General features: G+C 68.8%; 23 protein-coding genes. 14 read left to right on the top strand and 9 right to left on the bottom strand.

What is annotated here, in order from left to right:
• Positions 1–55 precede the first annotated feature (55 nt).
• The 6 genes from trpC to rpe all read right to left on the bottom strand — a co-directional run bounded on the left by trpC (position 56) and on the right by rpe (position 5,747).
• Complete coding sequence (trpC, locus tag ACN6O8_RS12075; RefSeq protein WP_427991281.1) at positions 56–844, bottom strand: indole-3-glycerol phosphate synthase TrpC; 789 nt, start codon at positions 842–844, stop codon at positions 56–58.
• Positions 841–1,872, bottom strand: a complete 1,032-nt coding sequence (gene trpD, locus ACN6O8_RS12070; protein ID WP_427991280.1) for an anthranilate phosphoribosyltransferase — start codon at positions 1,870–1,872, stop codon at positions 841–843. Before trpD ends, trpC begins: the two co-directional genes overlap by 4 nt.
• Before the next feature lie 12 nt (positions 1,873–1,884).
• Positions 1,885–2,451 carry an aminodeoxychorismate/anthranilate synthase component II gene (locus tag ACN6O8_RS12065; RefSeq protein WP_427991279.1) on the bottom strand — a complete coding sequence of 189 codons (567 nt, stop codon included), beginning with the start codon at positions 2,449–2,451 and terminating at the stop codon, positions 1,885–1,887.
• 59 nt (positions 2,452–2,510) lie between these two features.
• Entirely contained in the window at positions 2,511–4,031 is a 1,521-nt protein-coding gene (gene trpE, locus ACN6O8_RS12060) for an anthranilate synthase component I (protein ID WP_427991278.1), read from the bottom strand.
• Positions 4,032–4,308: 277 nt separating this feature from the next.
• Positions 4,309–5,016 carry a phosphoglycolate phosphatase gene (locus ACN6O8_RS12055; RefSeq protein ID WP_427991277.1) on the bottom strand — a complete coding sequence of 236 codons (708 nt, stop codon included), beginning with the start codon at positions 5,014–5,016 and terminating at the stop codon, positions 4,309–4,311.
• An 11-nt stretch (positions 5,017–5,027) separates the two neighbouring features.
• Positions 5,028–5,747, bottom strand: a complete 720-nt coding sequence (gene rpe, locus ACN6O8_RS12050) for a ribulose-phosphate 3-epimerase (RefSeq protein WP_427991276.1) — start codon at positions 5,745–5,747, stop codon at positions 5,028–5,030.
• Between the two features lie 45 nt (positions 5,748–5,792).
• Here rpe and apaG point away from each other — a divergent pair, with 45 nt between their 5' ends.
• The 5 genes from apaG (at position 5,793) to ACN6O8_RS12025 (ending at position 10,642) form a co-directional block, all read left to right on the top strand.
• The gene (gene apaG / locus ACN6O8_RS12045) at positions 5,793–6,167 is read left to right on the top strand and encodes a Co2+/Mg2+ efflux protein ApaG (protein WP_049070807.1); all 375 of its coding nucleotides are present in this window, start codon (positions 5,793–5,795) and stop codon (positions 6,165–6,167) included.
• 39 nt (positions 6,168–6,206) lie between these two features.
• Positions 6,207–7,508 (top strand): murein transglycosylase A, encoded by a 1,302-nt coding sequence (gene mltA / locus ACN6O8_RS12040; protein WP_427991275.1) that lies wholly within the window; start codon positions 6,207–6,209, stop codon positions 7,506–7,508.
• Complete coding sequence (locus ACN6O8_RS12035) at positions 7,505–8,674, top strand: UbiH/UbiF family hydroxylase (protein WP_427991274.1); 1,170 nt, start codon at positions 7,505–7,507, stop codon at positions 8,672–8,674. Before mltA ends, ACN6O8_RS12035 begins: the two co-directional genes overlap by 4 nt.
• A 146-nt stretch (positions 8,675–8,820) precedes the next feature.
• Complete coding sequence (locus ACN6O8_RS12030) at positions 8,821–9,621, top strand: DsbC family protein (RefSeq protein WP_427991273.1); 801 nt, start codon at positions 8,821–8,823, stop codon at positions 9,619–9,621.
• A 64-nt stretch (positions 9,622–9,685) separates the two neighbouring features.
• On the top strand, positions 9,686–10,642 hold the full coding sequence (locus ACN6O8_RS12025) for a D-2-hydroxyacid dehydrogenase family protein (protein WP_427991272.1): 957 nt from the start codon (positions 9,686–9,688) through the stop codon (positions 10,640–10,642).
• Between the two features lie 92 nt (positions 10,643–10,734).
• Here the strand turns inward: ACN6O8_RS12025 and ttcA are convergent, their stop codons facing one another.
• Positions 10,735–11,724 (bottom strand): tRNA 2-thiocytidine(32) synthetase TtcA, encoded by a 990-nt coding sequence (gene ttcA / locus ACN6O8_RS12020; protein ID WP_427991271.1) that lies wholly within the window; start codon positions 11,722–11,724, stop codon positions 10,735–10,737.
• A 2-nt stretch (positions 11,725–11,726) separates the two neighbouring features.
• Positions 11,727–12,086 (bottom strand): dihydroneopterin aldolase, encoded by a 360-nt coding sequence (gene folB / locus ACN6O8_RS12015; RefSeq protein WP_006386740.1) that lies wholly within the window; start codon positions 12,084–12,086, stop codon positions 11,727–11,729.
• A 123-nt stretch (positions 12,087–12,209) separates the two neighbouring features.
• Here folB and ACN6O8_RS12010 point away from each other — a divergent pair, with 123 nt between their 5' ends.
• The 4 genes from ACN6O8_RS12010 to ACN6O8_RS11995 all read left to right on the top strand — a co-directional run bounded on the left by ACN6O8_RS12010 (position 12,210) and on the right by ACN6O8_RS11995 (position 17,140).
• Positions 12,210–13,112: an NAD(P)/FAD-dependent oxidoreductase gene (locus ACN6O8_RS12010; RefSeq protein ID WP_427991270.1), complete on the top strand. Its 903-nt coding sequence runs from the start codon at positions 12,210–12,212 to the stop codon at positions 13,110–13,112.
• A gap of 122 nt (positions 13,113–13,234) precedes the next feature.
• Entirely contained in the window at positions 13,235–14,131 is an 897-nt protein-coding gene (locus tag ACN6O8_RS12005) for a helix-turn-helix transcriptional regulator (protein ID WP_427991269.1), read from the top strand.
• A 256-nt stretch (positions 14,132–14,387) separates the two neighbouring features.
• On the top strand, positions 14,388–16,541 hold the full coding sequence (locus ACN6O8_RS12000; RefSeq protein WP_427991268.1) for a TonB-dependent siderophore receptor: 2,154 nt from the start codon (positions 14,388–14,390) through the stop codon (positions 16,539–16,541).
• 59 nt (positions 16,542–16,600) lie between these two features.
• Positions 16,601–17,140, top strand: a complete 540-nt coding sequence (locus ACN6O8_RS11995) for a hypothetical protein (protein ID WP_427991267.1) — start codon at positions 16,601–16,603, stop codon at positions 17,138–17,140.
• Positions 17,141–17,146: 6 nt separating this feature from the next.
• On the opposite strand, the gene ACN6O8_RS11990 is transcribed toward ACN6O8_RS11995, so the two are convergent.
• Positions 17,147–17,908, bottom strand: coding sequence for a maleate cis-trans isomerase family protein (locus ACN6O8_RS11990; protein WP_427991266.1), 762 nt, complete (start codon positions 17,906–17,908; stop codon positions 17,147–17,149).
• Positions 17,909–18,032: 124 nt separating this feature from the next.
• Between ACN6O8_RS11990 and ACN6O8_RS11985 the strand changes: the two genes are divergently transcribed.
• From ACN6O8_RS11985 to ACN6O8_RS11965, 5 genes are all read left to right on the top strand, one after another.
• Positions 18,033–18,914: a LysR substrate-binding domain-containing protein gene (locus ACN6O8_RS11985; RefSeq protein WP_427991265.1), complete on the top strand. Its 882-nt coding sequence runs from the start codon at positions 18,033–18,035 to the stop codon at positions 18,912–18,914.
• Between the two features lie 133 nt (positions 18,915–19,047).
• The gene (locus ACN6O8_RS11980; protein WP_427991264.1) at positions 19,048–20,016 is read left to right on the top strand and encodes a Bug family tripartite tricarboxylate transporter substrate binding protein; all 969 of its coding nucleotides are present in this window, start codon (positions 19,048–19,050) and stop codon (positions 20,014–20,016) included.
• A complete protein-coding gene (locus ACN6O8_RS11975) occupies positions 20,017–20,682 on the top strand; it encodes a 3-oxoacid CoA-transferase subunit A (protein ID WP_427991263.1) in 666 nt (221 codons plus the stop codon).
• A 1-nt stretch (position 20,683) separates the two neighbouring features.
• The gene (locus tag ACN6O8_RS11970; RefSeq protein WP_427991262.1) at positions 20,684–21,382 is read left to right on the top strand and encodes a 3-oxoacid CoA-transferase subunit B; all 699 of its coding nucleotides are present in this window, start codon (positions 20,684–20,686) and stop codon (positions 21,380–21,382) included.
• A 17-nt stretch (positions 21,383–21,399) separates the two neighbouring features.
• On the top strand, positions 21,400–22,398 hold the full coding sequence (locus tag ACN6O8_RS11965; RefSeq protein WP_427991261.1) for a tripartite tricarboxylate transporter substrate binding protein: 999 nt from the start codon (positions 21,400–21,402) through the stop codon (positions 22,396–22,398).
• Positions 22,399–22,560: the final 162 nt, after the last annotated feature.

The raw sequence follows: 22,560 nt of genomic DNA, 5'->3' as shown, positions 1-22,560 counted from the left end.
AGGCGGCGCATGCGATGCCGCCCCGGCCGCGCCGCGCGTGGGCAAGCGGGCCGGCTCAGCCGACCACGCGGGCCAGTTCGGCGCCCGGGTCCTGGGCGCGCATGAAGGCCTCGCCCACCAGGAAGGCGTCGACCTTGTGCGCGCGCATCAGTTTCACGTCTTCCGGCTTGAGGATGCCGCTTTCCGTCACCACGCGCTTGCCGGCCGGAATGCGCGGCAACAGATCCAGCGTGTTCTGCAGACTGGTCTCGAAGGTGCGCAGGTTGCGGTTGTTGATGCCCAGCAGCGGCGTCTTGAGCGTTAGCGCCACGTCCAGTTCCTGGGCGTCATGCACTTCCACCAGCACGTCCATGCCCAGTTCCATGGCCAGCGTTTCCATCTCGCGCAATTGCGTGGGCGTGAGCGCGGCCACGATCAGCAGCACGCAGTCGGCGCCCATCGCGCGGGCGGCGATGATCTGGTAGGGATCGATCACGAAGTCCTTGCGCAGCACCGGCAGCGAGCAGGCCGCGCGCGCCTGGCGCAGGTGGTCGTGCGAACCCTGGAAGAACTGCACGTCGGTCAGCACCGACAGGCAGGCCGCGCCGTGCACGGCGTACGAGGCCGCGATTTCAGCGGGCTGAAAGGTCTCGCGCAATACGCCCTTGGAGGGCGACGCTTTCTTGATTTCGGCGATGACGCCGGCCTTGCCCTGCGAGATCTTGTCTTCGATGGCCTGGGCGAAGCCGCGCACGTCCTGGCGCGCCTGCGCCTCGCGCAGGACTTCGGCCTCGCTGCGCATCTGGCGCGCGGCGGCGACTTCCTCGGCCTTGACGGCGAGGATCTTCGCGAGAATATCGTTCATTTCTGGAATTTCCGGGTATATGCGCAGAAATCTTCCAGCTTGGCTCGCGCCGCGCCGGTGGAAATCAGTTCGAATGCTAGCGCTAACGCTGCGGGAATGGAATCGGCTTTGTTGCCGGCGTAAATGGCCAGGCCTGCATTGAGCGCGACGATGTCGCGGGCGGTGCCCTCGACATTGTCCAGCGCTTCGATGACAAGCTCGCGCGACTGCTCGCGATTGGACACCTTGATGCCGCGGTTGGACATCATGGATAGCCCGTAGTCCTCGGGGTGGATTTCGTACTCGCTGACCTTGCCGTCCTTGAGCTCGCCCACCATGGTGGCGCCGCCCAGCGAGGCCTCGTCCATGCCGTCCTTGCCGTGCACCACCAGCACGTGGCGCGAGCCCAGGCGTTCCAGCACGCGCACCTGGATGCCGACCAGGTCGGGGTGGAACACGCCCATCAACTGGTTGGCGGCGCCGGCCGGATTGGTCAGCGGGCCGAGGATGTTGAAGATGGTGCGCACGCCCAGTTCCTTGCGCACCGCGGCCACGTTCTTCATGGCGCCATGGTGCGCCGGCGCGAACATGAAGCCGATGCCGGTGGCCTGGATGCACTCGGCCACCTGCTCGGGCGTGAGCACCAGGTTGGCGCCCAGCGCTTCGAGCACGTCGGCGCTGCCGCAGGAGGACGAGGCGCTGCGGTTGCCATGCTTGGCGATGGGCACGCCGGCCGCCGCCGCCACGAACATGGCGGTGGTGGAAATGTTGAAGGTGTGGCTGCCGTCGCCGCCGGTGCCGCACATGTCCAGCAGGTCTTCGGGGTGGGGCGTGACCACCGGCGTGGCGAATTCGCGCATGACCTGCGCGGCCGCGGTGATTTCACCGATCGTTTCCTTTTTCACGCGCAGGCCCATCAGCAAGGCGCTGGCGATCTGCGGCGACATCTCGCCGCGCATCAGCATGCGCATCAGGTGCAGCATTTCGTCGTGGAAAATTTCGCGGTGTTCGATACAGCGCGTCAGCGCTTCGGAGGGGGAGATCGTCACGGTGCGTCCTTCTTAGGCGAGGTTCAGGAAATTGCGCAGCAGGGCGTGGCCGTGTTCGCTGAGCACGGATTCGGGGTGGAACTGTACTCCGTACAGGGGCAGCGTCTTGTGGCGCACCCCCATGATGTCGCCGTCCGGCGCCGTGGCGGTCACGGCCAGGCACTCGGGCAGCGTCGCCGGGTCGATGGTCAGCGAGTTGTAGCGGATGACAGTGTAAGGCGTCGGCAGGCCGGTGAAGATGTCCGTCCCGGTATGCGAGATCTGCACGGTCTTGCCGTGCATGATCTGCTGGGCGCGGATGATGTTGCCGCCATAGGCGGCGCCAATGGCCTGGTGGCCCAGGCACACGCCCAGGATCGGCTTCTTGCCGGCGAAGGCCTGGATCACCGGCACCGAGATCCCGGCCTCGGCCGGCGAGCAGGGGCCGGGCGACACGCAGATGCGGTCGGGGTTGAGCGCGGCGATCTCTTCCAGGGTGATCTGGTCGTTGCGCGCCACGCGCACGTCCTCGCCCAGTTCACCGAAGTACTGGACCAGGTTGTAGGTAAACGAGTCGTAGTTGTCGATCATCAACAGCATTTTTTTCTCCAGGCGGGCCGGCAAGCGGCCCGGGGCGGTCATTGGGGGCGGCGGGCGTCTCAGATGGGCTCGTCCAGGCCGTGCTGGACCTGTTCGGCGGCGCGCAGCACGGCGCGGGCCTTGGCCTCGGTCTCGGCCCATTCGGCTTCGGGGTTGGAGTCGGCGACGATGCCGGCGGCGGCCTGCACGTACAGCGTGCCGTCCTTGATGACGCCGGTGCGGATGGCGATGGCCACGTCCATTTCGCCGCCGTAGCTGAGGTAGCCGGCCGCGCCGCCGTAGATGCCGCGGCGCACGGGTTCGAGTTCGTCGATGATCTTCATGGCCTCTACCTTGGGCGCGCCGGTCAAGGTGCCGGCCGGGAACGAGGCGCGCAGCACGTCCATGCTGCTCATGCCGGGATTCAGGTTGCCGGTGACGTTGGACACCAGGTGCATCACGTGCGAATAGCGCTCGATCACCATGGTGTCGCTGACCTTGACCGACCCCACTTCGGCGACGCGGCCGACGTCGTTGCGGGCCAGGTCGATCAGCATCACGTGCTCGGCCACTTCCTTCGGGTCGGCCTTGAGCTCGGCGGCCAGGGCGGCGTCTTCCTCGGGCGTGGCGCCGCGCTTGCGGGTGCCGGCCAGCGGGCGGATGGTGACCTGCGACTTCGGCGCGCCGTCCACCATCACGCGCTCCTGGCGCACCAGGATCTCGGGCGACGCGCCCACCACCTGGAAATCACCGAAGTTCCAGAAGTACATGTAGGGGGAGGGGTTGAGTGAGCGCAGCGCGCGGTACAGGGAGAGGGGGGAATCGCGGAACGGCTTGGCGATGACCTGGCCGATCTGCACTTGCATCAGGTCGCCGGCGGCGATGTGTTCCTTGGCGCGGCGCACGGCCGCCAGGTAGTCTTCCTTCTTGAAGTCGCGCCGCTCTTCGGTCTGCATGCTGGCGTGGCTGTAGGGGATTTCGACCGGGCGTCGCAGGCGCGCGCGCAGGTCGTGCAGGCGCTGCTGGGCGCGGCTGTAGCTCTCGGGCTGGCCCGGGTCGGCGTAGACCATCAGGTAGATGCGGCCGGCCAGGTTGTCGACGATGACCAGTTCGTCCACGTGCATCAGCATCAGGTCGGGCGTGCCGCCTTCCATGCCGGCCGGGAACGGTTTGACGGCGGGGCCCAGGCACGGCTCGATGTGGCGCACGGTGTCGTAGCCGAAATAGCCGGCCAGGCCGCCGCAGAAGCGCGGCATGCCGGGGCGCAGGGCCACCTTGAAACGGGCCTGGTACTGCTCGATGAAGGCCAGCGGGTCGCCGTCATGGGTTTCCACCACCTTGCCGTCGTGCAGCACCTCGGTGCGGGTGCCGCTGGCGCGGATCACGGTACGGGCCGGCAGGCCGATGAAGGAATAGCGGCCGAAGCGTTCGCCGCCCACCACCGATTCCATCAGGCAGGTCATGCGGCCGGCCTGCGGGCCGGCGTGGGCCAGCTTCAGGTAGATGCCCAGCGGGGTGTCCAGGTCGGCGTAGGTCTCGGCCACCAGCGGGATGCGGTTGTAGCCTTGGGCGGCGAGGGCTTTGAATTCGATTTCGGTCATGGCGGGTCTCGTGGGCGATGGGTATCTGCTGGCGGACCGGGCACACAACAAAAAGCCCGGTCCAGGTGACTGGTTCCGGGCTTGGCTCTGTGTTCTACACAGTATCGGCGCTGGGAGGCTGGGACGCGTCCAGGGCCGGGAAGGGAATCATCGCCACCCGGAAGACAAACGCCACCAGCGCCACGAGGCGCCGAGCATCTGGTTCTGGATGGAAACGTTCATCTGGGTGATAGCGGTTCGGTATTCAAAAGTATCGGCAGGCAACCCGGCCCCGGCTTCAGGCCTGGGCTTTGGCGGCGTTCTGGTTCTGATTCCAGAGCGCCACCCACTGGGCGGCGTTGACGAGCGTGTCAACTATACCATCGACATCGAGCTCGCGCACGTCACGGCCTTCGTTGTAACCGTAAGGCACCACCAGCACCTGGGTGCCGGCGCTGCGGCCGGCCTGGGCGTCGTTGATGGAATCGCCGATGGTGACGGCCTCGGCCACCGTCACGCCCAGCAGTTCGCAGGCGTGCAGCACCTGGTCCGGGTCGGGCTTGCGGCGCGCGCAGGTGTCGCCGCACACCACCGCGTCGAAAAACCCGGCCAGGCCGGTGCGTTGCAGCAGCGGCAGGGTGAATTCGGTGGGCTTGTTGGTGACCACGGCCAGCTTCAGGCCCTGCTCGCGCATGTGCTTGAGGCCTTCGATGACGCCCGGGTAGACCTGGGCGCGTTCGCCGTTGACCAGGTGATAGTGGCGGTAGAAGGCCTCGCGCGCCTGGGCGAAGTCCTCGGGCGAGGGGTCGGCCGCGTCCAGGCTGCCGGCCAGGCTGCGGCGCACCAGGTTGTCCACCCCCTTGCCGACGAAGGTGGCCACGACATCCTCGCGCAGCGCGATCAGGCCGAGTTCCACGCGCATGGCGTTGGCGGCGAAGGCCAGGTCGGGGATGGAGTCGAGCAGGGTGCCGTCCAGATCCAGCAGCGCGGCGCGAAAGGGAGTCATGGCGGGGTTCCTCAGACGGCGGTGGTTTCGCCGATGGCGATCTGCTCGCGCATGGACTTGATGATGCCGGGGTAGTCGGGCTTGCCGAAGATGGCCGAGCCCGCCACGAAGGTGTCGGCGCCGGCGCGGCGGATCTCGGCGATGTTGTCGATCTTCACGCCGCCGTCCACCTGCAGCACGATTTCCTGGCCGCCGGCCTGGGTCCAGGCGTCGATGCGGGCGCGGGCCTCGCGCAGCTTGGCCAGGGCGCCGGGGATGAAGCTCTGGCCGCCGAAGCCGGGGTTGACCGACATGATCAGCACCAGATCGACCTTGTCCATGACGTGGTCCAGGTACGACAGGGGCGTGGCGGGGTTGAACACCAGGCCGGCCTTACAGCCGTTCTCGCGGATCAGCGACAGGGTGCGGTCGACGTGGCGGCTGGCTTCGGGGTGGAAGCTGATGTAGTTGGCGCCGGCCTTGGCGAACATCGGCACCAGGGCGTCCACCGGCTCGACCATGAGGTGCACGTCGATCGGCACGGAAACATGGGGACGGATCGCCGCGCAGACCATCGGGCCGATGGTCAGGTTGGGCACGTAGTGGTTGTCCATCACATCGAAGTGGATCCAGTCGGCGCCGGCGGCGACGACGTCACGCACTTCCTCGCCCAGGCGGGCGAAGTCGGCGGACAGGATACTGGGGGTGATGCGGGTGGTGGTAGCCATGGTGTTCGGGGTGGGTGAGGGCATAATGTGCCATTATTGCAGCTTGCTCGTGCCACACAGGAAAGGACTGTGAAACCCTACGACCTGAGCGTCTCCGTCACTCCGCGCTTCGTGCCTGAACAGTCCGATCCCGGCGAGCAGCAATTCGTGTTCGCCTATACGGTGCGCATCACCAACACCGGGGAACACCCGGCCCAGGTGATCAGCCGCCACTGGATTATCACCGATGGCAACCAGCGGGTGCAGGAAGTGCGCGGGCTGGGCGTCGTGGGCCAGCAGCCCTTGCTGGCGCCCGGGGAAACCTTCGAGTACACCAGCGGCTGCCCTCTGCCCACGCCGGTCGGCACGATGCGCGGCACCTATCATTGCGTCGGCGAGAACGGCATTCCGTTCGAAGTGCCGATCCCCGAATTCGTCCTGGCCATGCCGCGCACCCTGCACTGACGGGGCGCGGCCCTACGTTGTACGGTTTTCCATCTGCTCATGAAGCGCATTCTTAGCCTGTCCGTGCTGTCGGTTCTGCTGGCGGCATGTACCACCCCCTCTGAGATCCCGCCCGAATCCGGCGAGCCCGGCGCGCCCGGTACCCGCCCCACGGCCGCCGACGGCCCGCTAGTGGTGCCGCCGCTGTCGGCCCTGCCCGATACGCCGCCGCGCGCGCTGGCCGGCAAGTTCAAGGCCGGCACCTGGGCCGAGATGCCCGGTTGGAGCAACGACGACCTGAGCCAGTTCTGGCCCCTGTTCCTGCGCAACTGCAAGGGGCTGATGCGTCCCACCAGCGGCAACCTGGCCGCGCCCGCGCGCGCCACGCCGCGCGCCTGGCAGCCGGTCTGTGCCGCCGCGGCCGACCCGTCGCGGGCGCCGGCCGCCAACGACCCCGAGGGCGTGCGCCGTTTCCTGCAGACCTACCTGCAACCCTGGCGCCTGAACGCGGCCGACGGCAAGCCGGCCACCAACACCGTCACCGGCTATTACGAGCCGCTGGTGCGCGGCTCGCGCCGCCAGGGCGGCAACTACCAATGGCCGCTGTACGCGGTGCCGGCCGACCTGCTGACCATCGACCTGGGTTCGGTCTACCCGGATCTGGCCGGCAAGCGCGTGCGCGGCAAGCTCGACGGCAAGCGCGTGGTGCCCTATGACACCCGCGCCGCCATCGAGGCCTCCGGCCGCCGCCCGCCGGTGGTGGTGTGGGTGGACGATCCGGTCGATAATTTCTTCCTGCAGGTGCAGGGCTCGGGCCGGGTGCTGCTGACCGACGGCCCGGACAGCGGCAAGACGATCCGCGTGGCCTACGCCGACCACAACGGCCAGCCCTACGTTTCCATCGGCCGCTGGCTGGCGGATCGCGGCGAGCTGTCGGCCGACCAGGCCTCCATGCAGAACATCCGCGCCTGGGCGCAGCGCAACCCCAAGCGTGTGCCCGAGATGCTCAACGCCAACCCGGCCGTGGTGTTTTTCCGCGAAGAGCCGGTGATCGACCCCGAACTCGGCCCCAAGGGCGCCTACGGCGTCAACCTGGCGCCCAAGCGCGCGATCGCGGTGGATGCCGGTTTCGTGCCGCTGGGCACGCCGGTGTTCCTGGCCACCACTTACCCGGCCTCCGACCGGCCGTTGCAGCGCCTGGTGTTCGCGCAGGACACCGGCACCGCGATCCGCGGCGCGGCGCGCGCCGACTTTTACTGGGGCTACGGCGACGAGGCCGGCCAGCAGGCCGGGCGCATGAAGCAGCGTGGCCAGATGTGGTTGCTGTGGCCCAAGCAGGCCGGGGAGCCGAGCGCAAGATGACACACCAGATCGTGGTTTGCGGGGCCGGCATCGTCGGCCTGTCTTCGGCCCTGGCGCTGGCCCGTCGCGGCCAGCGCGTGGCTCTGCTGGCGCCGCGCGTGACCGTGCCGCCGGCCGACCCCAATCATTACCATGCGCGCGTCTACGCCATTTCGCCCGCCAGCCAGCGTTTCCTGGCCGAGCTGGGCGTGTGGGACGCGTTGCCGTCGGCCCGCCTGACGCCGGTGCAGGCCATGGAGATCCATGGCGACGCCGACGGCCTGGTGCACCTGAACGCCTGGCAGGCGGCCCTGCCGCAACTGGCCTGGATCGTCGAGTCCGGCGAGATCGAGCGGGTGCTGATCCAGGCGGTGCGCATGTTCGGCATCCCCTGGCTGGAAGACCGTTGCACCGGCTACCAGGCCGGCACGGTGGAAACCGAGAGCGGCGCGCGCATCCAGGCCGAATTGTTTGTCGGCGCCGACGGCGCGGCCTCGCCGCTGCGCACCGCCGCCGGTCTCAAGCATGACGCCGTTTCCTACAACGACACCGGGCTGGTGGTGAACCTGGACGCCGAGCGCGCCCACCAGGGCACCGCCTTCCAGTGGTTCCGCGACGACGGCGTGCTGGCGTTGCTGCCGCTGCCGGATACGGCCGATGGCTCCCAGGTGTCGATGGTCTGGTCGATGCGCGATGCGCAGGCCCAGGAATTGCTGGCGCTGCCCGCCCCAGCCCAGGCCGCCCGGCTGGAGTCGCTGCTGGAACACGCGGCGCAGGGCCGCCTGGGACGCCTGAAGGTGCGCAGCAAACTGCATGGCTTTCCGCTGACGCTGGAGCGCGCCCAGATGGTGGCGCCCGGCATCGCGCTGGCCGGCGACGCCGCCCACCGCCTGCATCCGTTGGCGGGGCAGGGCCTGAACCTGGGCCTGGGCGACGTCGAAGCGCTGGCGCGCACCGTGGCCGGCCGCGAACCCTACCGCCAGGCGGGCGATCTGCGGGTGCTGCATCGCTATCAGCGCGCCCGCGCCGAGCCGGTGCTGGCCCTGCGGCTGGCCACCGATGGCCTGCACAAGCTGTTCGGTTCGCGCGCCATGCCGCTGGCTTGGCTGCGCAACGCCGGCATGCATTGGGTCGAGCGTGCGCCGTCGATCAAGCGGCGCCTGATCGCGGGGGCCTCGCGCAACTGAGCCGGCGCCGCCGGCAGGGAACCCGGCAGCGGTCGGCAGGTCTGATTCCGGCTCGCCCCGGCGCGCCGGGGCCCTGAGCAGGGGAGCGCATCGGTTACGCTTTTGGCCAACGACCGCGATATGTCACGATCAATACAGGAGTCTGCATGAATTTCCGTCTTCCCGCCGCGCTGGCCGCCAGCTTCGTGGCCGCGGGCCTGGGCCTGTCCGGCGCCGTGGCGCACGCCGCCGGCGACAAATCCATTTCCACCACCTCGCTCGGTCAGGCGGACAAGGACAGCAAGCGCTATTCCACCACCCAGGTGGCGCCGGTCGATCCCCAGGCGGACGCGGTCAAGGAACGTTTCAAGCAGCGCTTCACCGGCATGGACGTGACCGCGGTGCGGCGCACGCCCTACGGGCTGTTCGAGGTGCAGGTGGGCATGGACCTGATCTACACCGATGAAAAAGTGACCTGGGTCATGGAAGGGCCGCTGATCGACGCCATGACGCGGCGCGACGTCACCCGCGAGGCGCAGGAAAAACTCGGTTCGATCCCGTTCGACCAGTTGCCGCTGGATCTGGCCCTCAAGCAGGTCAAGGGCGACGGCTCGCGCAAGGTCGCGATTTTCGAGGATCCCAACTGCGGCTACTGCAAGCAGTTGCGCAAGACCCTCGAAGGCGTGGACAACATCACCATCTACACCTTCCTGTACCCGATCCTGTCGCCGGACTCCAACGCCAAGGTGCGCGATGTCTGGTGCGCCTCGAACCCGGGCCAGGCCTGGGATGACTGGATGCTGCGCGGCAAGAAGCCGGCCGTCGCCAATTGCAGCGTGCCCGAAGACAAACTGCTGGCGCTGGGCAAGCAGCTGATGGTGCGCGGCACCCCCACCTTGTTCTTTGCCGACGGCTCGCGCATCAGCGGCGCGCTGCCCCTGGATCAGCTCAAGGCACGATTGAACTGACCGGCGCGCAGGGTGCCGGCCGGGCAGGCTGGCGCCAGGCGCGCCACGCCACCCGGAGACAGACTTGAAAATCGCAATACTCGACGATTACCACGACGTCGCCAAGCGCTACGCGGACTGGGGATCCCTGGGCGGAGACGCCGAAGTCCGGATCTTCAACAACTTCATCCCCGACGATCAGGTCGAAGCCACGCTCGCGCCCTTCGACGTGATCGTGGCCATGCGCGAACGCACGCCGTTCCCGGCCGAACGCATCCGCGCGCTGCCGCAACTGCGTCTGCTGGTCACCACCGGCATGCGCAACAACGCCATCGACATGCAGGCCTGCGCCGCGCGGGGCATCGTGGTCAGCGGCGCGCCAGGCAGCGCCGACGCCAGCACCGCCACCGCCGAACTGGCCTGGGCCCACATCCTCGGCCTGTTCAAGCACCTGCCCGCCGAAGACGCCGCCATGCGCCGTGGCATGTGGCAGACCGGCATGCCCGAACCCCTGGCCGGCAAGCGGCTGGGCGTGCTGGGGCTGGGCAAGCTGGGCGCGGCGGTGGCCAAGGTCGGCCTGGCCTTCGGCATGGACGTGGTGGCCTGGAGCCCCAACCTGACCGACGAACGCGCCGCCGAGGCGGGCGTCACGCGGGTCGACAAGCACGAGCTGTTCTCGACCTCCGACGTCGTCAGCCTGCACCTGATCCTGTCCGAACGCAGCCGCCACATCGTCGACGCCGCCGCGTTGGCCGCGATGAAGCCGACCGCCTACCTGGTGAACACGTCACGCGCCGGCCTGGTGGATCAGGCTGCGCTGATGGACGCGCTGGTGAAATTCCGCATCGCTGGCGCCGGGCTGGACGTCTATCCGGAAGAGCCGCTGTCGCCGACCGACAGCGTGCGCGACCTGGACAACGTCATCCTGACGCCGCACCTGGGCTACGTCAGCCGCGAGAACTTCGAAGCCTTCTATCGCAATGCGCTGGCGGCCGTGAAGGCCTGGCGTGATGGCCAGCCGGTGCGGGTGTTGAACGCCTGAAACGGTTCAACGGAAAAGGCCCCGAAAGATCCACCGCCGGGTGGGGTTTCGGGGCCTTTAGCCGTCCGGGCGGCGCGCCGACGGAGCGGCGTTCAGCCGCGGGTGAAGGTCACTTTCTTTTCGACGATGCCGGCGGCGTCGGGCTTGGCGGGCGTGTCGCCACAGGCTTCGTCCGCGTCGCTCGACGGATCGACCGCGTCGAACGCCGTGTCGCCGTTGGCGTCCGGCACGCCGGTCGGCTTGAGGCCGACGAAGTCGAACAGGTCGCGGTCCATCAAGTGCGACGGCACCACCCGCGACAGCGCGTTGAAGACGTTCCACGAACGGCCCGGATGCTGCCGGTCCCATTCCTTGATCATGCGGCCGACTTCCTTGCGCTTCAGGTTTTCCTGGGAACCGCACAGGTTGCAGGGAATGATCGGGAACTGCTTGAGTTCGGCGTAGGCGATCAGGTCGGTTTCCGGCACGTAGGCCAGCGGCCGGATGACCGTGTGGCGGCCGTCGTCGGAGACCAGCTTGGGCGGCATGCCCTTGGCCTTGCCGCCGTAGAACAGGTTCAGGAAGAAGGTGGCCAGGATGTCGTCGCGGTGATGGCCGAGCGCGATCTTGGTGGCGCCCAGCTCCGAGGCCACGCGGTACAGGATGCCGCGGCGCAGGCGCGAACAGAGCGAGCACATCGTCTTGCCCTCTTCGAGCACGCGCGTGACGATGGAGTAGGTGTCCTGCGTTTCGATGTGGAACTTCACGCCCAGTTCGGTCAGGTAGCGCGGCAGGATGTCGGCGGGAAAGCCGGGCTGCTTCTGATCGAGGTTGACCGCGACCAGCTCGAACGGGAACGGCGCGCGCTTTTGCAGCTGGAGCAGGATGTCCAGCATGGCATACGAGTCCTTGCCGCCCGACAGGCACACCATCACGCGGTCGCCCGACTCGATCATGTTGTAGTCGGAGAGGGCGCGGGTGGTCTCGCGCGCCAGGCGCTTGGTCAGCTTGTTGCCTTCGTGGCGGGCCTTCTTGTCGTCGGGGCCGGCCGCAGCGGTGTGGTCCGCCACGGCGCGGATGTCGGGAGAGGCGATATCGTTCATGGTCAACGCGAGATCTGGATTTCCACGCCCACCGCCGCACAGTCGGAAAAGGCCATGGGCTTGCTGATGCGCAGGCGCAGCGAGCGGATTTCATGGAAGTCGGCCAACAGGCGCGCGGCGACTTGTTCGACCAGGGTTTCGATCAGGTTCACGTGCGCCTGGGTGCATTCCTCGACGATGGCCTCGCGCAGGCGGCGGTAGTCCAGCACGCTGTGGATATCGTGGTCATCGACCGCGCGCTGGATGTCGACGTCGAATTCGGCATCGACGTGCAGCGGCTGGGTGGCGCGGCGTTCGTGTTCGAGGATGCCGATGCGGGCGTCGAGCGCGAGCCCGGAAAGGATGATGCGGCGTGTGGGCATGATGAAAACCTGGGTGGAATCCCGGAATTGTAAGGCGGCGGCGGACCGGGCCGGGTCCGCTGGCTACAATCCGGCCATGGCCGGGCGCGCGCGAGGGGGCGGCGCTGGCGAACAAGGGATGAAATGCAACAGATGCACGATGCGGTCATTGTAGGGGGCGGCCCGGCCGGCGCCTCCTGCGCCCTCTGGCTGGCCCGGCTGGGCCTGGCGCCGCTGCTGGTCGAGGCCGGCGGCCGCCTGGGCGGCCTGAGCGCGGACAACCCGTTCACCGACGACTGGATCGCGGTGCTGCCGGGCATGACCGGCGAGCAGGTGGCCGCCAACATCGACACCAGCGTGCGCGCCGCCGGCGTGCCGCTGCGCCTGGACACGCGGGTGACGGCGGTGCGGCCCTGCAAGGGCGGCATCGAGGCGACCCTGGTCGACATCAATGGGGACGCATCATCGGTGCGCGGCCGCACCCTGGTGATCGCCTCGGGCGTGCGCGCCAAGGGCTTGCCGGAACACCCGCCGGGGTCGAGCTGGCCTGGCGTGCTGATCGGGCCGGGCTCGCCCATCGTGGCGCAGGACTACGCCGGCCTGTCGGTGGCGGTGCTGGGCGGCGGCGACAACGCTTTTGAGAACTACGTCTACGTGCGCAACCGCGGCGCCCGCGCCGTGCACCTGTACGCCCGCAGCGTGCGGGCGCAGCAGCAATGGGTGCTGCGCGCCGGCAAGGAAGGCGTGCGCATCGGCCCCTACCGGGTGGATCCGGCCACGCGCAGCGTCGACGGCCAGCGCTATGACCTGATCCTGGTGTTCTACGGCTGGGAACCGCAGGCCGCCTTCGCCGACGGCCTGCAACTGGCGCGCGACGAGCGCGGCTACATCCGCACCGATTTCGCCACCGCCGAGACCAGCGTCCCGGACATCTATGCCATCGGCGAGGTGGCTCATCGCATGCATCCCTGCGTGGTCACGTCGCTGGCCGATGGCGTGGTGGCCGCCAAGGCGATCCAGCGGCGTTGGGAGCGGGCGGGGGACTAGCCCGGCTCCGGTTTGCATGAGGGAGCGCCGGGCGGGGGCATTTCCGGTTTGAGTTCCGCTGCCGGGCAGTTAATAATAATTATTCTCAAATAATCTGTCTGGCGCCCGCCGGATCGTTTCCCATGTTCCATCCCCGCGCCGGCCGCGCCACGGCCGCCGCCGACTATCACCGTGTCGACGCGGCTTTCGATCAGGCCAACGGCCGCGGCCTGCGCGCTGGCGTGTTTCGCCGCGGCCGCACCGAATGGCGCGAAGAGGCCCTGTATCCCGGCTTGAAGGTCATTCTGCTCGACGGGCGCGTCAGCAGCCGGGTCGAAGACCGCCAGCCGCTGGTCTTGCGTGGCCCGGTGCTATGCCTGGCCTGGACGCCGGGGCAGGCGCGCGGCGCGGACGCGTTCGAGGCCGGCGTCGACCAGCATTTCACCCTGGCCACGCTGCCGGCGTCGCAGCTGCGCGACGAACTGGGTATCGATCCGGATTTCCTGCGGGGCCTGGATCCTGCCGCCGGCGCCGACGGCCCGGCGGTGTGGCATGGCGCGGCGGGCCGAGAAGCGCGGCGCATCGCGGCCCAAGTGCGGGTCTGCCGCTACGAGGGCGCGGCGCGCGCGCTGTACCTGGCGGCCAAGAGCCTGGAGCTGGCGGCGGTGGCCCTGGCCCAGGCCGGGCAGGCGCTGCCGGCCGTCCATGCCGTGTCGCCGGTGGCCGCCGCGCGCGAACTGGACGCGGCGCACGAGGCCCATCGCCGCCTTGCGGCCGACCTGCGCGAAGCGCCGTCGGCGGCGGCGCTGGCGCGCGACCTCGGGGTCAGCGCGCGCCAGTTGGACCTGGCATTCAAGCGTGCCTTCGGCGTCAGCATGGCGCGCCACCTGCAGGAAACGCGCCTGACGCGCGGGCGTGAGCTGATCCTGAATGGCGGCCTGAGCGTGTCCGAGGCGGCCTGGCACGTGGGTTACGCGCCGGCGCATTTCTCGGTGGCTTTCCGGCGCCGCTTCGGGGCCGCGCCCAGCAGCTTGCGCTAAAGACGCCGGGAGCGTCACCGCGGCGCGGTCCGCGAACCCGCGTCGCCGGTGGAAAAACGAAAGCCTTAATCCAGGAATCGAAAGCCTTTTGCATTGCCCGCCGCCACGCCGTTGAAGATGATTATCAATCTTGTTTAACGGGCTGGAAGCGGAGGGAACGGTGGGTATCAAGACACGTGGGATGGGCGCGAGACGAGGATCGGCGCGCGGGCGGGTATCCTCCCACAACGGCGCGGCATGGCTGCGGCGCGGCGCCATGATGATGGGCTTGGCGGCGGGCGCGCACGCCGCTGCGCAAACAACTGATCCGGCCGGCGCGGCCACGCTGGCGCCGGTGACGGTGCAGGGTGAGCGGATCGGTGTTACCGAAGGCAGCGCATCCTACACCGCGCCCAGCGTCACCATCGGGGGCAAGCTGCCGCTGTCGATGCGCGAGATTCCGCAGTCGGTGTCGGTCATCACGCGCCAGCGCATCGAGGATCAGAACCTGGCGTCGCTGGAGGACGCCATGGCGCAGGCCCCCGGCATCACCATTGACCTGATGGGCACCGCCGCCATTCCGCAGTTCTATTCGCGCGGCTTCCCGATAGAGTACTTCCAGTATGACGGCGTGCCGCTGCAAACCGGCGGCGCGTCGTGGGCGCAGCCGGACCTGTTCATGTTCGATCACGTCGAGTTGCTGCGCGGCGCGGCTGGCCTGTTCAACGGCGCGGGCCAGCCGGGCGGCGTCATCAACCTGGTGCGCAAGCGGCCCATGCGCGAGTTGCAGTTCGCCGGATCGGCCAGCGCCGGTTCGTGGGACAACTATCGCGGCGAACTCGACCTGTCGGTGCCGCTGAACGCGTCGGGCTCGGTGCGCGGCCGCATCGCCACCGCGCAGGAGGACCGCAGGTATTTCTACGACGTGGCCAACTCGCGCAAGCAGGCCTACTACGGCATCGTGGAGGCCGACCTGGGCGAACGCACGCTGTTGACCTTGGGCGGCAGCTATCAGAAGCGCGATTGGCTGCCTTACATGATGCAGCTGCCGCGCTACAAGGACGGCGGCGACCTCGGGCTGACGCGCGGCACCTACCTGGGGGCCGACTGGAACCGCTGGGATTTCGCCAACACGCAGGTGTTCGCCGAGCTGGCGCATCGGTTTTCGCCGGACTGGAGCGTCAAGCTCAACGTCAACCAGGCCGAGGAAACCAGCACGCTCAAGTATGCCTACGTGCGCGGCGCCGTCGACCGCCGCACCCGCCAGGGGCCGCGCCTGTATGGCGGCGGCAACCAGTACCGCAATGAACAGCTGGGGGTGGACCTGATGGTGACGGGTGCGTTCGAGGCGCTCGGGCGCCGCCACGAACTGGTGTTCGGCGGCAATTGGTACGACCGCAGCGCGCGCGCCTACAGCGCCCGTTCGCTGCCGGGCCTGGCGACGCGGCCGGTGGACGTTTTCCGCTACGACGTCCACGACTATCCCGAACCCGCCGATCCGCAATGGGACGGCAAGAGCGACGTCAAGACGCGCCAGTCGGGCGTCTACGCGATGGCGCGCCTGAAAGTGGCCGACCCGCTGACGCTGGTGCTGGGCTCGCGCATGAGCTGGTGGCGCACGCAGAGCACCAACCTGATCAGCGGCCGTGGCGATCCGGCCAGCAGCGAGCACGGCCGCATGACGCCATACGCCGGGCTGGTGGCCGACATCGACAGCCACTGGACCGCCTACGCCAGCTACGCCGATATCTTTCGCGTGCAAAGCGACCTGCGCTCGGCCGGCGGCGGAACGCTGCCGCCGGTGGTCGGCACCAATTACGAGGCGGGCCTGAAGAGCGAATGGCTCGACGGGAGACTGAATGCCTCGTTCGCGCTGTTCCGCATCATCGAGCGCAACCGCGCGCAGCGCGACCCAAACTACCCCGAGGTCGGTGACTGCTGCTACGAGGCCAGCGGCCAGGTGCGCAGCCAGGGCATCGAAACCGAGATATCCGGCCGGCTCGCGCCCGGCTGGGAAGTGGCGGGCGGCTACACCTTCAACACCACCCGCTACCTGAAGGACAACACCAACGGCGGCGCCACCTTCCGCACCTTCACGCCCAGGCACATCTTCCAACTGTGGACCACCTACCAGTTGCCGGGCCAATGGAACCGCTGGAGCGTGGGCGGCGGCGTCAACATCAAAAGCGGCATCTACACAGAAAGCGCGGCGCAGGGGCCGGTCAGCGGCAGTTCGGTGCGCGTGTCGCAGGGCGGCTACGCGATCTGGAACGCGCGCGTCGGCTATCGCGTCAACGAGCACGTCTCGCTGGGGCTGAACGTCAACAACCTGTTCGACAAGGTCTATTACCAGCGCCTGGGCAACGCCGACATGGGCAACGCCTATGGCGAGCCGCGCAGCGTCATGCTGAGCATGCGCGTGAAGTACTGACGCCGGCCTGCAACGCATCACCCGAGTGCATTCATTGCACGCATCACAAGGAGCACATCATGCACGCCTTCCTGGCACAACCGTTACGCGCCGCCATTCTTGGGCTGGCGCTGTGCGCGGGCGCCGTGGCGCAGTCCGCCGCGCCTGCCGCCCCGGCGCCCGCGCAAGCCACGTCCGCCTGGGCCGCCGGTGAATACCGCTGGACCGTCGACGACCGCAACGGCGAGCCGCCTTACACCTTGCGGCTGTACGTGCAGCCGTTGCCGTCGGGCGACTACGCGCTGACCGGCAGCCTGCTGCTGGACGATGCCGAGCTCGGCGCCCATGGCTCGGCGCGGCTGCGCGATGGCAGGCTGGTGCTGGACCTGATCGCCAGCGGCGGTGTGTTGCAGGCGCCGATGGACGAGGGCAAGCGCCGCCTCTATCCCAAGGGCAAGGCGCCCGCGCGGGTGGACTCGGCGGGCTTTGCCACGATGCGCGCGCTGCTCGATCCGCAATCGCTCGAAGGGGTGGTGCAGCGCTACCAGACCAACGTCGTCACCGGCCACCGCGTGCAGGGGCCGATGTATGCCAACAGCGTGATCCGCCGCATGCCGTAGCGGCGCTCAATATTTGCCGGTCAGCAATTCACCGGCGTCCGGCACGCGCGTCTGCAGATCCAGCACCTTGAGCATGCGATAGACGGTGGCCGCGGCCGCCGTCACCACCGGCAGGCCCAGGCGGTCCTGCACCGGCTGGATCGACGCCAGCGATGGCATCTGCACGCAGGCCGACAGCACCACGGCGTCGACGCCGCGCGTGTCCAGGCGCGCGACGTGGCTGGCGGGCGCCAGCGGGTCCTGCGCGCCCACTTTCAGGTTGTCGGCGATCTCCAGCGACAGGCTGTCGTGCACCTCGATGCCTTCGTGTTCGATGTAGTCCACCACCAGCTTGGTCAACGGCTTCATGTAGGGCGTCAGGATCGCGACCTTGCGCGCGCCGATGGCGTGCAGGCCTTCGATCAGCGCGCCGGCGCTGGAGACGATGGGCGCGGGCGCGCCGTTGTCCACGGTGGCCTGGTGCAGCCGTTCCTGCGAGGCGCGGTGGTAGCCCAGGCCCTGCGCCATGATGGCCACCAGGCAGGCGTAGCCCAGCACGTCGACGCGGGCATCCGACAGTTCCTGCGCGCAGCGGTCGGATTCGCGGTCCATCGAGGCCAGCTCGGCCGCCGTCACCTGCTTCATGCGCATGCGGCTGGAATGGAAGGTGAAGCGCTCGGGCGCGATGGTCTCGCGCCGGCGCAGCATGGCGGGGATTTCCGTTTCCATGGTGGTGTTGGAACTGGGAACGATCTGGCCGATGCGCAGGACGCGGGGCGACTGGGTCATGGCGGGTCTCCGGTAGGCGTTGTCTGCGCCCAAGGCGGCGCGCAAGCAATTCTGCTCGTCGCGAACGATAGTTTCCAATATAGTTTTTGTTTGATTTCATATCTTTCACAAATCATTCGCCGCCATGGAAATCCGCCAACTCCGCTATTTCGCCGTGCTGGCCGAAGAACTCAATTTCACCCGCGCGGCCGCCCGGCTGCATATTTCGCAGCCGCCGCTGAGCCTGCAGATCGCTCAGCTCGAACGCGAACTGGAGGTCAGGCTGTTCGACCGCACCAACCGCCGGGTGGCGCTGACCGAGGCCGGCGCGGCCTTCCTGAACGACGTGCGCGCCACGCTCGCCGGCCTGAAGGACGCCACGGTGCGCGTGCGCGCGGTGGATCAGGGCAGGGCGGGGCGGGTCGAGATCGGCCTGTCCGGCTCGCATTTCATGGGGCCGGTGCCGGCGCTGATCGCGCGCCATGCCGCCAGCCATCCGCAGGTCTCGGTGCTGCTCAACGAAATGAACCCGGCGGCGCAGTTGGAAGCGCTGCGCGGCCATCGCATCGATGTCAGCATCTCGCGCACGGCGGTCGATGACGACGAATTGCAATCGCTGGCGCTGTGGCCCGATCCGGTGGTGGCGGCGCTGCCCGCCGGCCACCGCTTGGCCGGCCGCAAGCGCCTGGCGTTGTCCGACCTGGCGCGCGATGCGTTCGTGATGCTGCGCACCGATACCTCGGCCTTTGCCCGCGAACTGGCCGACACCTGCGCCCGCGCCGGCTTGGCGCAAGCGGTGGCGCAGCGCGTGGCCGAAGTGCCGGCGCAGTTGGCGCTGGTGGCGGCCGGCCTGGGCGTGGCGCTGGTGCCGAAGTCGGCATGCGGCCATTTCGGCGCGCGCATCGCCGTGTGCGCGCTGCCGGCCAGCGTGGGCAGTGGCACGGTCTACGCGGTCACGCGGCGCGATGACGGCAACCGCGCGTTGCAGGCGTTCCTGCGCACGGCGGCGCAGATGGCGGCGCGCTGACATGGCTGGCGCGCCGCGCTCTTTTGCGCAGGTGAAGCCGCTCCTCCAGATTCCGGAATAGGCATTTGGCGGCATCGCGGCCACACTCCTTCGCACAAGTTGATCCGCACCAGGATCACGCAGGGAGACAAGCATGCTGCACTCGCAACGCTGGCTGGCCGCCGGCGCGCTGTGGCTCGCGATGGCGGGTTCCGCCGTGGCGGCATGGCCCGAGCGGCCCATCACCCTCATCGTGCCGGCTTCGCCGGGCGGCACCACCGATATCGCGGCGCGCCTGATCGCCGACAAGCTGGCCGTGAAACTGGGTCAGCAGGTCATCGTCGAGAACCGCGCCGGCGCCGCCGGCATCATCGGCGCGCAGACCCTGGCGCGCGCCAAGCCTGACGGCTATACGGTGCTGATGGGCAACATCGGCCCCAACGCCATCAACTATGCGCTGTACAAGACGCTGCCCTATGCGCCGGCCGACTTCGCGCCCGTGACGCGGGTGATTTCCGTGCCTAACGTGCTGGTGGTCAACGAGGCCTCGCCCGCGCGCAGCGTGGCGGATCTGCTGGCGCTGGCCCGCAAAGACCCGGCCAAGGTGTCGTTCGGCAGTTCGGGCAGCGGACAGTCGCCGCATCTGTCGGCCGAGCTGTTCAAGCAGCGCGCCGGCATCGGCGGCACCCACGTGCCCTACAAGGGCGCGGGCCCCGCCGTCGCCGCGCTGCTTGGCCAGCAGTTCACCTTCATGATCGACAACCTGCCCAGTTCCATGCCGTACATCCAGTCGGGCAAGCTGCGCGCGCTGGCCGTCACCAGCGCGCGGCGCCTGGCGGAGTTGCCCGATGTGCCCACCATGGCCGAGGCCGGCGTGCCCGACATGGTGGTCACCGCCTGGTTCGGCCTGATGGCGCCGGCGGGCACGCCCGCCACCGTCATCGACACGCTCCACGCCGCCACCCGCGACGTGGTGCGCAGCCCCGACATCGCCGCGCGCTTTCGCGCCATGGGCGGACAGGCCGGCGGCGACACGCCCGCCGAGTTCGCCGCCTTCATCGACCAGGAACGCGCTCGCTGGAAGCGGATCGTGGATGCCGCCGGCCTCGCACAGGAGCAATAAGTGATCGACAAGATACAGGCCTGCATGCGGGATGCCGTGGCCATCATCCCCGACGGCGCCAGCGTGCTGGTGGGCGGCTTCGGCGAAGCCGGCGTGCCGTACGAGCTGCTGCACTGCCTGGCCGAGCTGGGCCGGCGCGACCTGACCATCATCGCCAACAACGCCGGCACCCACGACCGCGGCATCGCCGCGCTGCTCGATCGCCGCCAGGTGCGCAAGATCATCTGCTCGCATCCGCGCCCGCCCAATTCGGAGGCCTTTGCCCGCGCCTTCCGCGCCGGCGAGGTGGAGCTGGAATGCGTGCCGCAAGGCACCCTGGCCGAACGCCTGCGCGCGGCCGGCGCCGGCCTGGGGCCGTTCTACACGCCCACCGGCTACGGCACCGAGTTGGCGCAGGGCCGCCGCCAGGAGGTCATCGACGGCGTCGGCTACGTGCTCGAACAGCCGCTGCGCGGCGACTACGCGCTGATCCGCGCGCACCAGGGCGACCGCTGGGGCAACCTGATGTACCGCCACGCCGCGCGCAATTTCAACCCCGTGATGTGCATGGCCGCCGGCCACGCCATCGCCCAGGTCGACGAGGTCGTGCCGCTGGGCGCCTTCGTGCCCGAACACATCATGACGCCCGGCCTGTTCGTCAAAACCGTAGTGCGGCTGGAGACCTGAGATGCCGACGATCACGCCCATGACCCGCCAGCAGGTCGCGCAATTGCTGGCCGGCGACATCCCGGATGGTTCGGTGGTCAATCTCGGCATCGGCATGCCGACCCTGGTCGGCGACTACCTGCCGCCGGACAAGGACATTCTGCTGCACAGCGAGAACGGCATCACCGGCATGGGCCCCGCGGCGGCGGGCGACGCGGTCGATCCCGATCTCATCAACGCCAGCCGCCAGCCCATCACGCTGCTGCCGGGCGCGTCCATCACCGAGCACACCGTGTCGTTCGCCATGATGCGCGGCGGGCACCTCGACTACGCCGTGCTCGGCGCCTTCCAGGTCTCGGAGCGCGGCGACCTGGCCAACTGGAAGACAGACGCCGCCGACGCCATCCCCGCCGTGGGCGGCGCCATGGACCTGGCGGTCGGCGCGCGCCAGGTGCTGGTCATGATGGAACACCGCGGCCGCGACGGCGCGCCCAAGATCCTGCGCCAATGCCGCTACCCGCTCACCGGCGCCGGCGTGGTCACACGCATCTACAGCGACCTGGCCGTGATCGACGTCACGCCCGACGGCCTGCGCGTGCACGCCTTGTTGCAAGGCGTCAGCGCCGAAGCCCTGCAGGCCGCCACCGAAGCGCCCTTGCGGTTCGACGCCGCGCCGCGCCTCATCACGCTGGACGCCGCCGGCGTGCCGCGCTACGCCTGACCTTCCGGGAGCCCTCCATGCACCGTCTCTTCCTGGCCGCGTTCGCCGCCACCGCCGGCCTGCTGTGCGCCACGCCGACCCAGGCCGCCGAGCCATCGAAGACGGGCGGCCCCGCCGCCGGCGGCTACCCCGACAAGCCCATCACGCTGCTGATCCCGTACCCGCCCGGCGGCAGCGCCGACATGCTGGCGCGCCCGCTCGGCGCGGCCCTGCAGAAGAAGTGGAACCAGCCGGTGGTGCTGGAATACAAGCCGGGCGCCGGCGGCGCCATCGCCTCCGCCCAACTGGCCCGCGCCCGGCCCGACGGCTACACCCTGTTGATGGTTCTGGCGGCTCACGCCATCAACCCCAGCCTCTACCCCTCGCTGCCCTACGACACGCGCCGCGACTTCGCCCCGGTCTCGCTGGTCGCGACCCTGCCCATGCTGGTCTCGGCCCCGCTGTCCACGCCGGCGAACAACATCCCCGAACTCATCGCCTACGCCAGAAACCATCCAGGCAAGCTCAGCTTCGCCTCCGCCGGCAACGGCAACACCAGCCACCTGGCCGCCGAAATGTTCAAGCACCGCACCGGCACCGACATGCTGCACGTCCCCTACAAAGGCAGCGGCCCCGCCGTCGTCGCGCTGCTGGGTGGCGAAGTCTCCCTCATGTTCGACAGCATCTCCACCTCGCTGCCCCAGGTGCAGTCCGGCAAACTCAAGGCCCTGGCCGTCACCGGCGATCAGCGCTCGCCCCTGCTGCCCAACGTCCCCACCGTCGCCGAAGCCGTCCCCGGCTTCATCGTCAACGGCTGGTACGGCATCCTGGCTCCCGCCGCCACGCCACCCGCCATTCTCGACGCCCTGAGCACCGCCATCGCCGCCGCCATCAGCACCCCCGACCTGAAGGCCCAACTGAACAGCTACGGCTACGAAACCGTAGGCTCCACCCCCGCCGCCTTCGCCGACCACATCAACAAGGAACTCGACACCTGGAAACAAGCCGTCGACGTCTCCGGCGCCAAACTGAACTGACGCACACGCGACCGCGTCATCCCAAATCGCAAGACACCGCGTAAGTCGCGAAAAGGCCGCCCGCGCGGCCGCCTTGCGGCGGGCCCCGCAAGACCCTCCCCACCCAGCTCCGATGTGCGCCAACATGCCAAGCACACAGTCCGCCCCAAAGTCCGAGGCCAA

This window comes from Achromobacter sp. (genome assembly GCF_050285565.1).
Lineage (GTDB): Bacteria > Pseudomonadota > Gammaproteobacteria > Burkholderiales > Burkholderiaceae_B > Achromobacter.
Note: the sequence above shows the minus strand (reverse complement) of the source record. Positions and strands in the feature narration are given on the sequence as shown.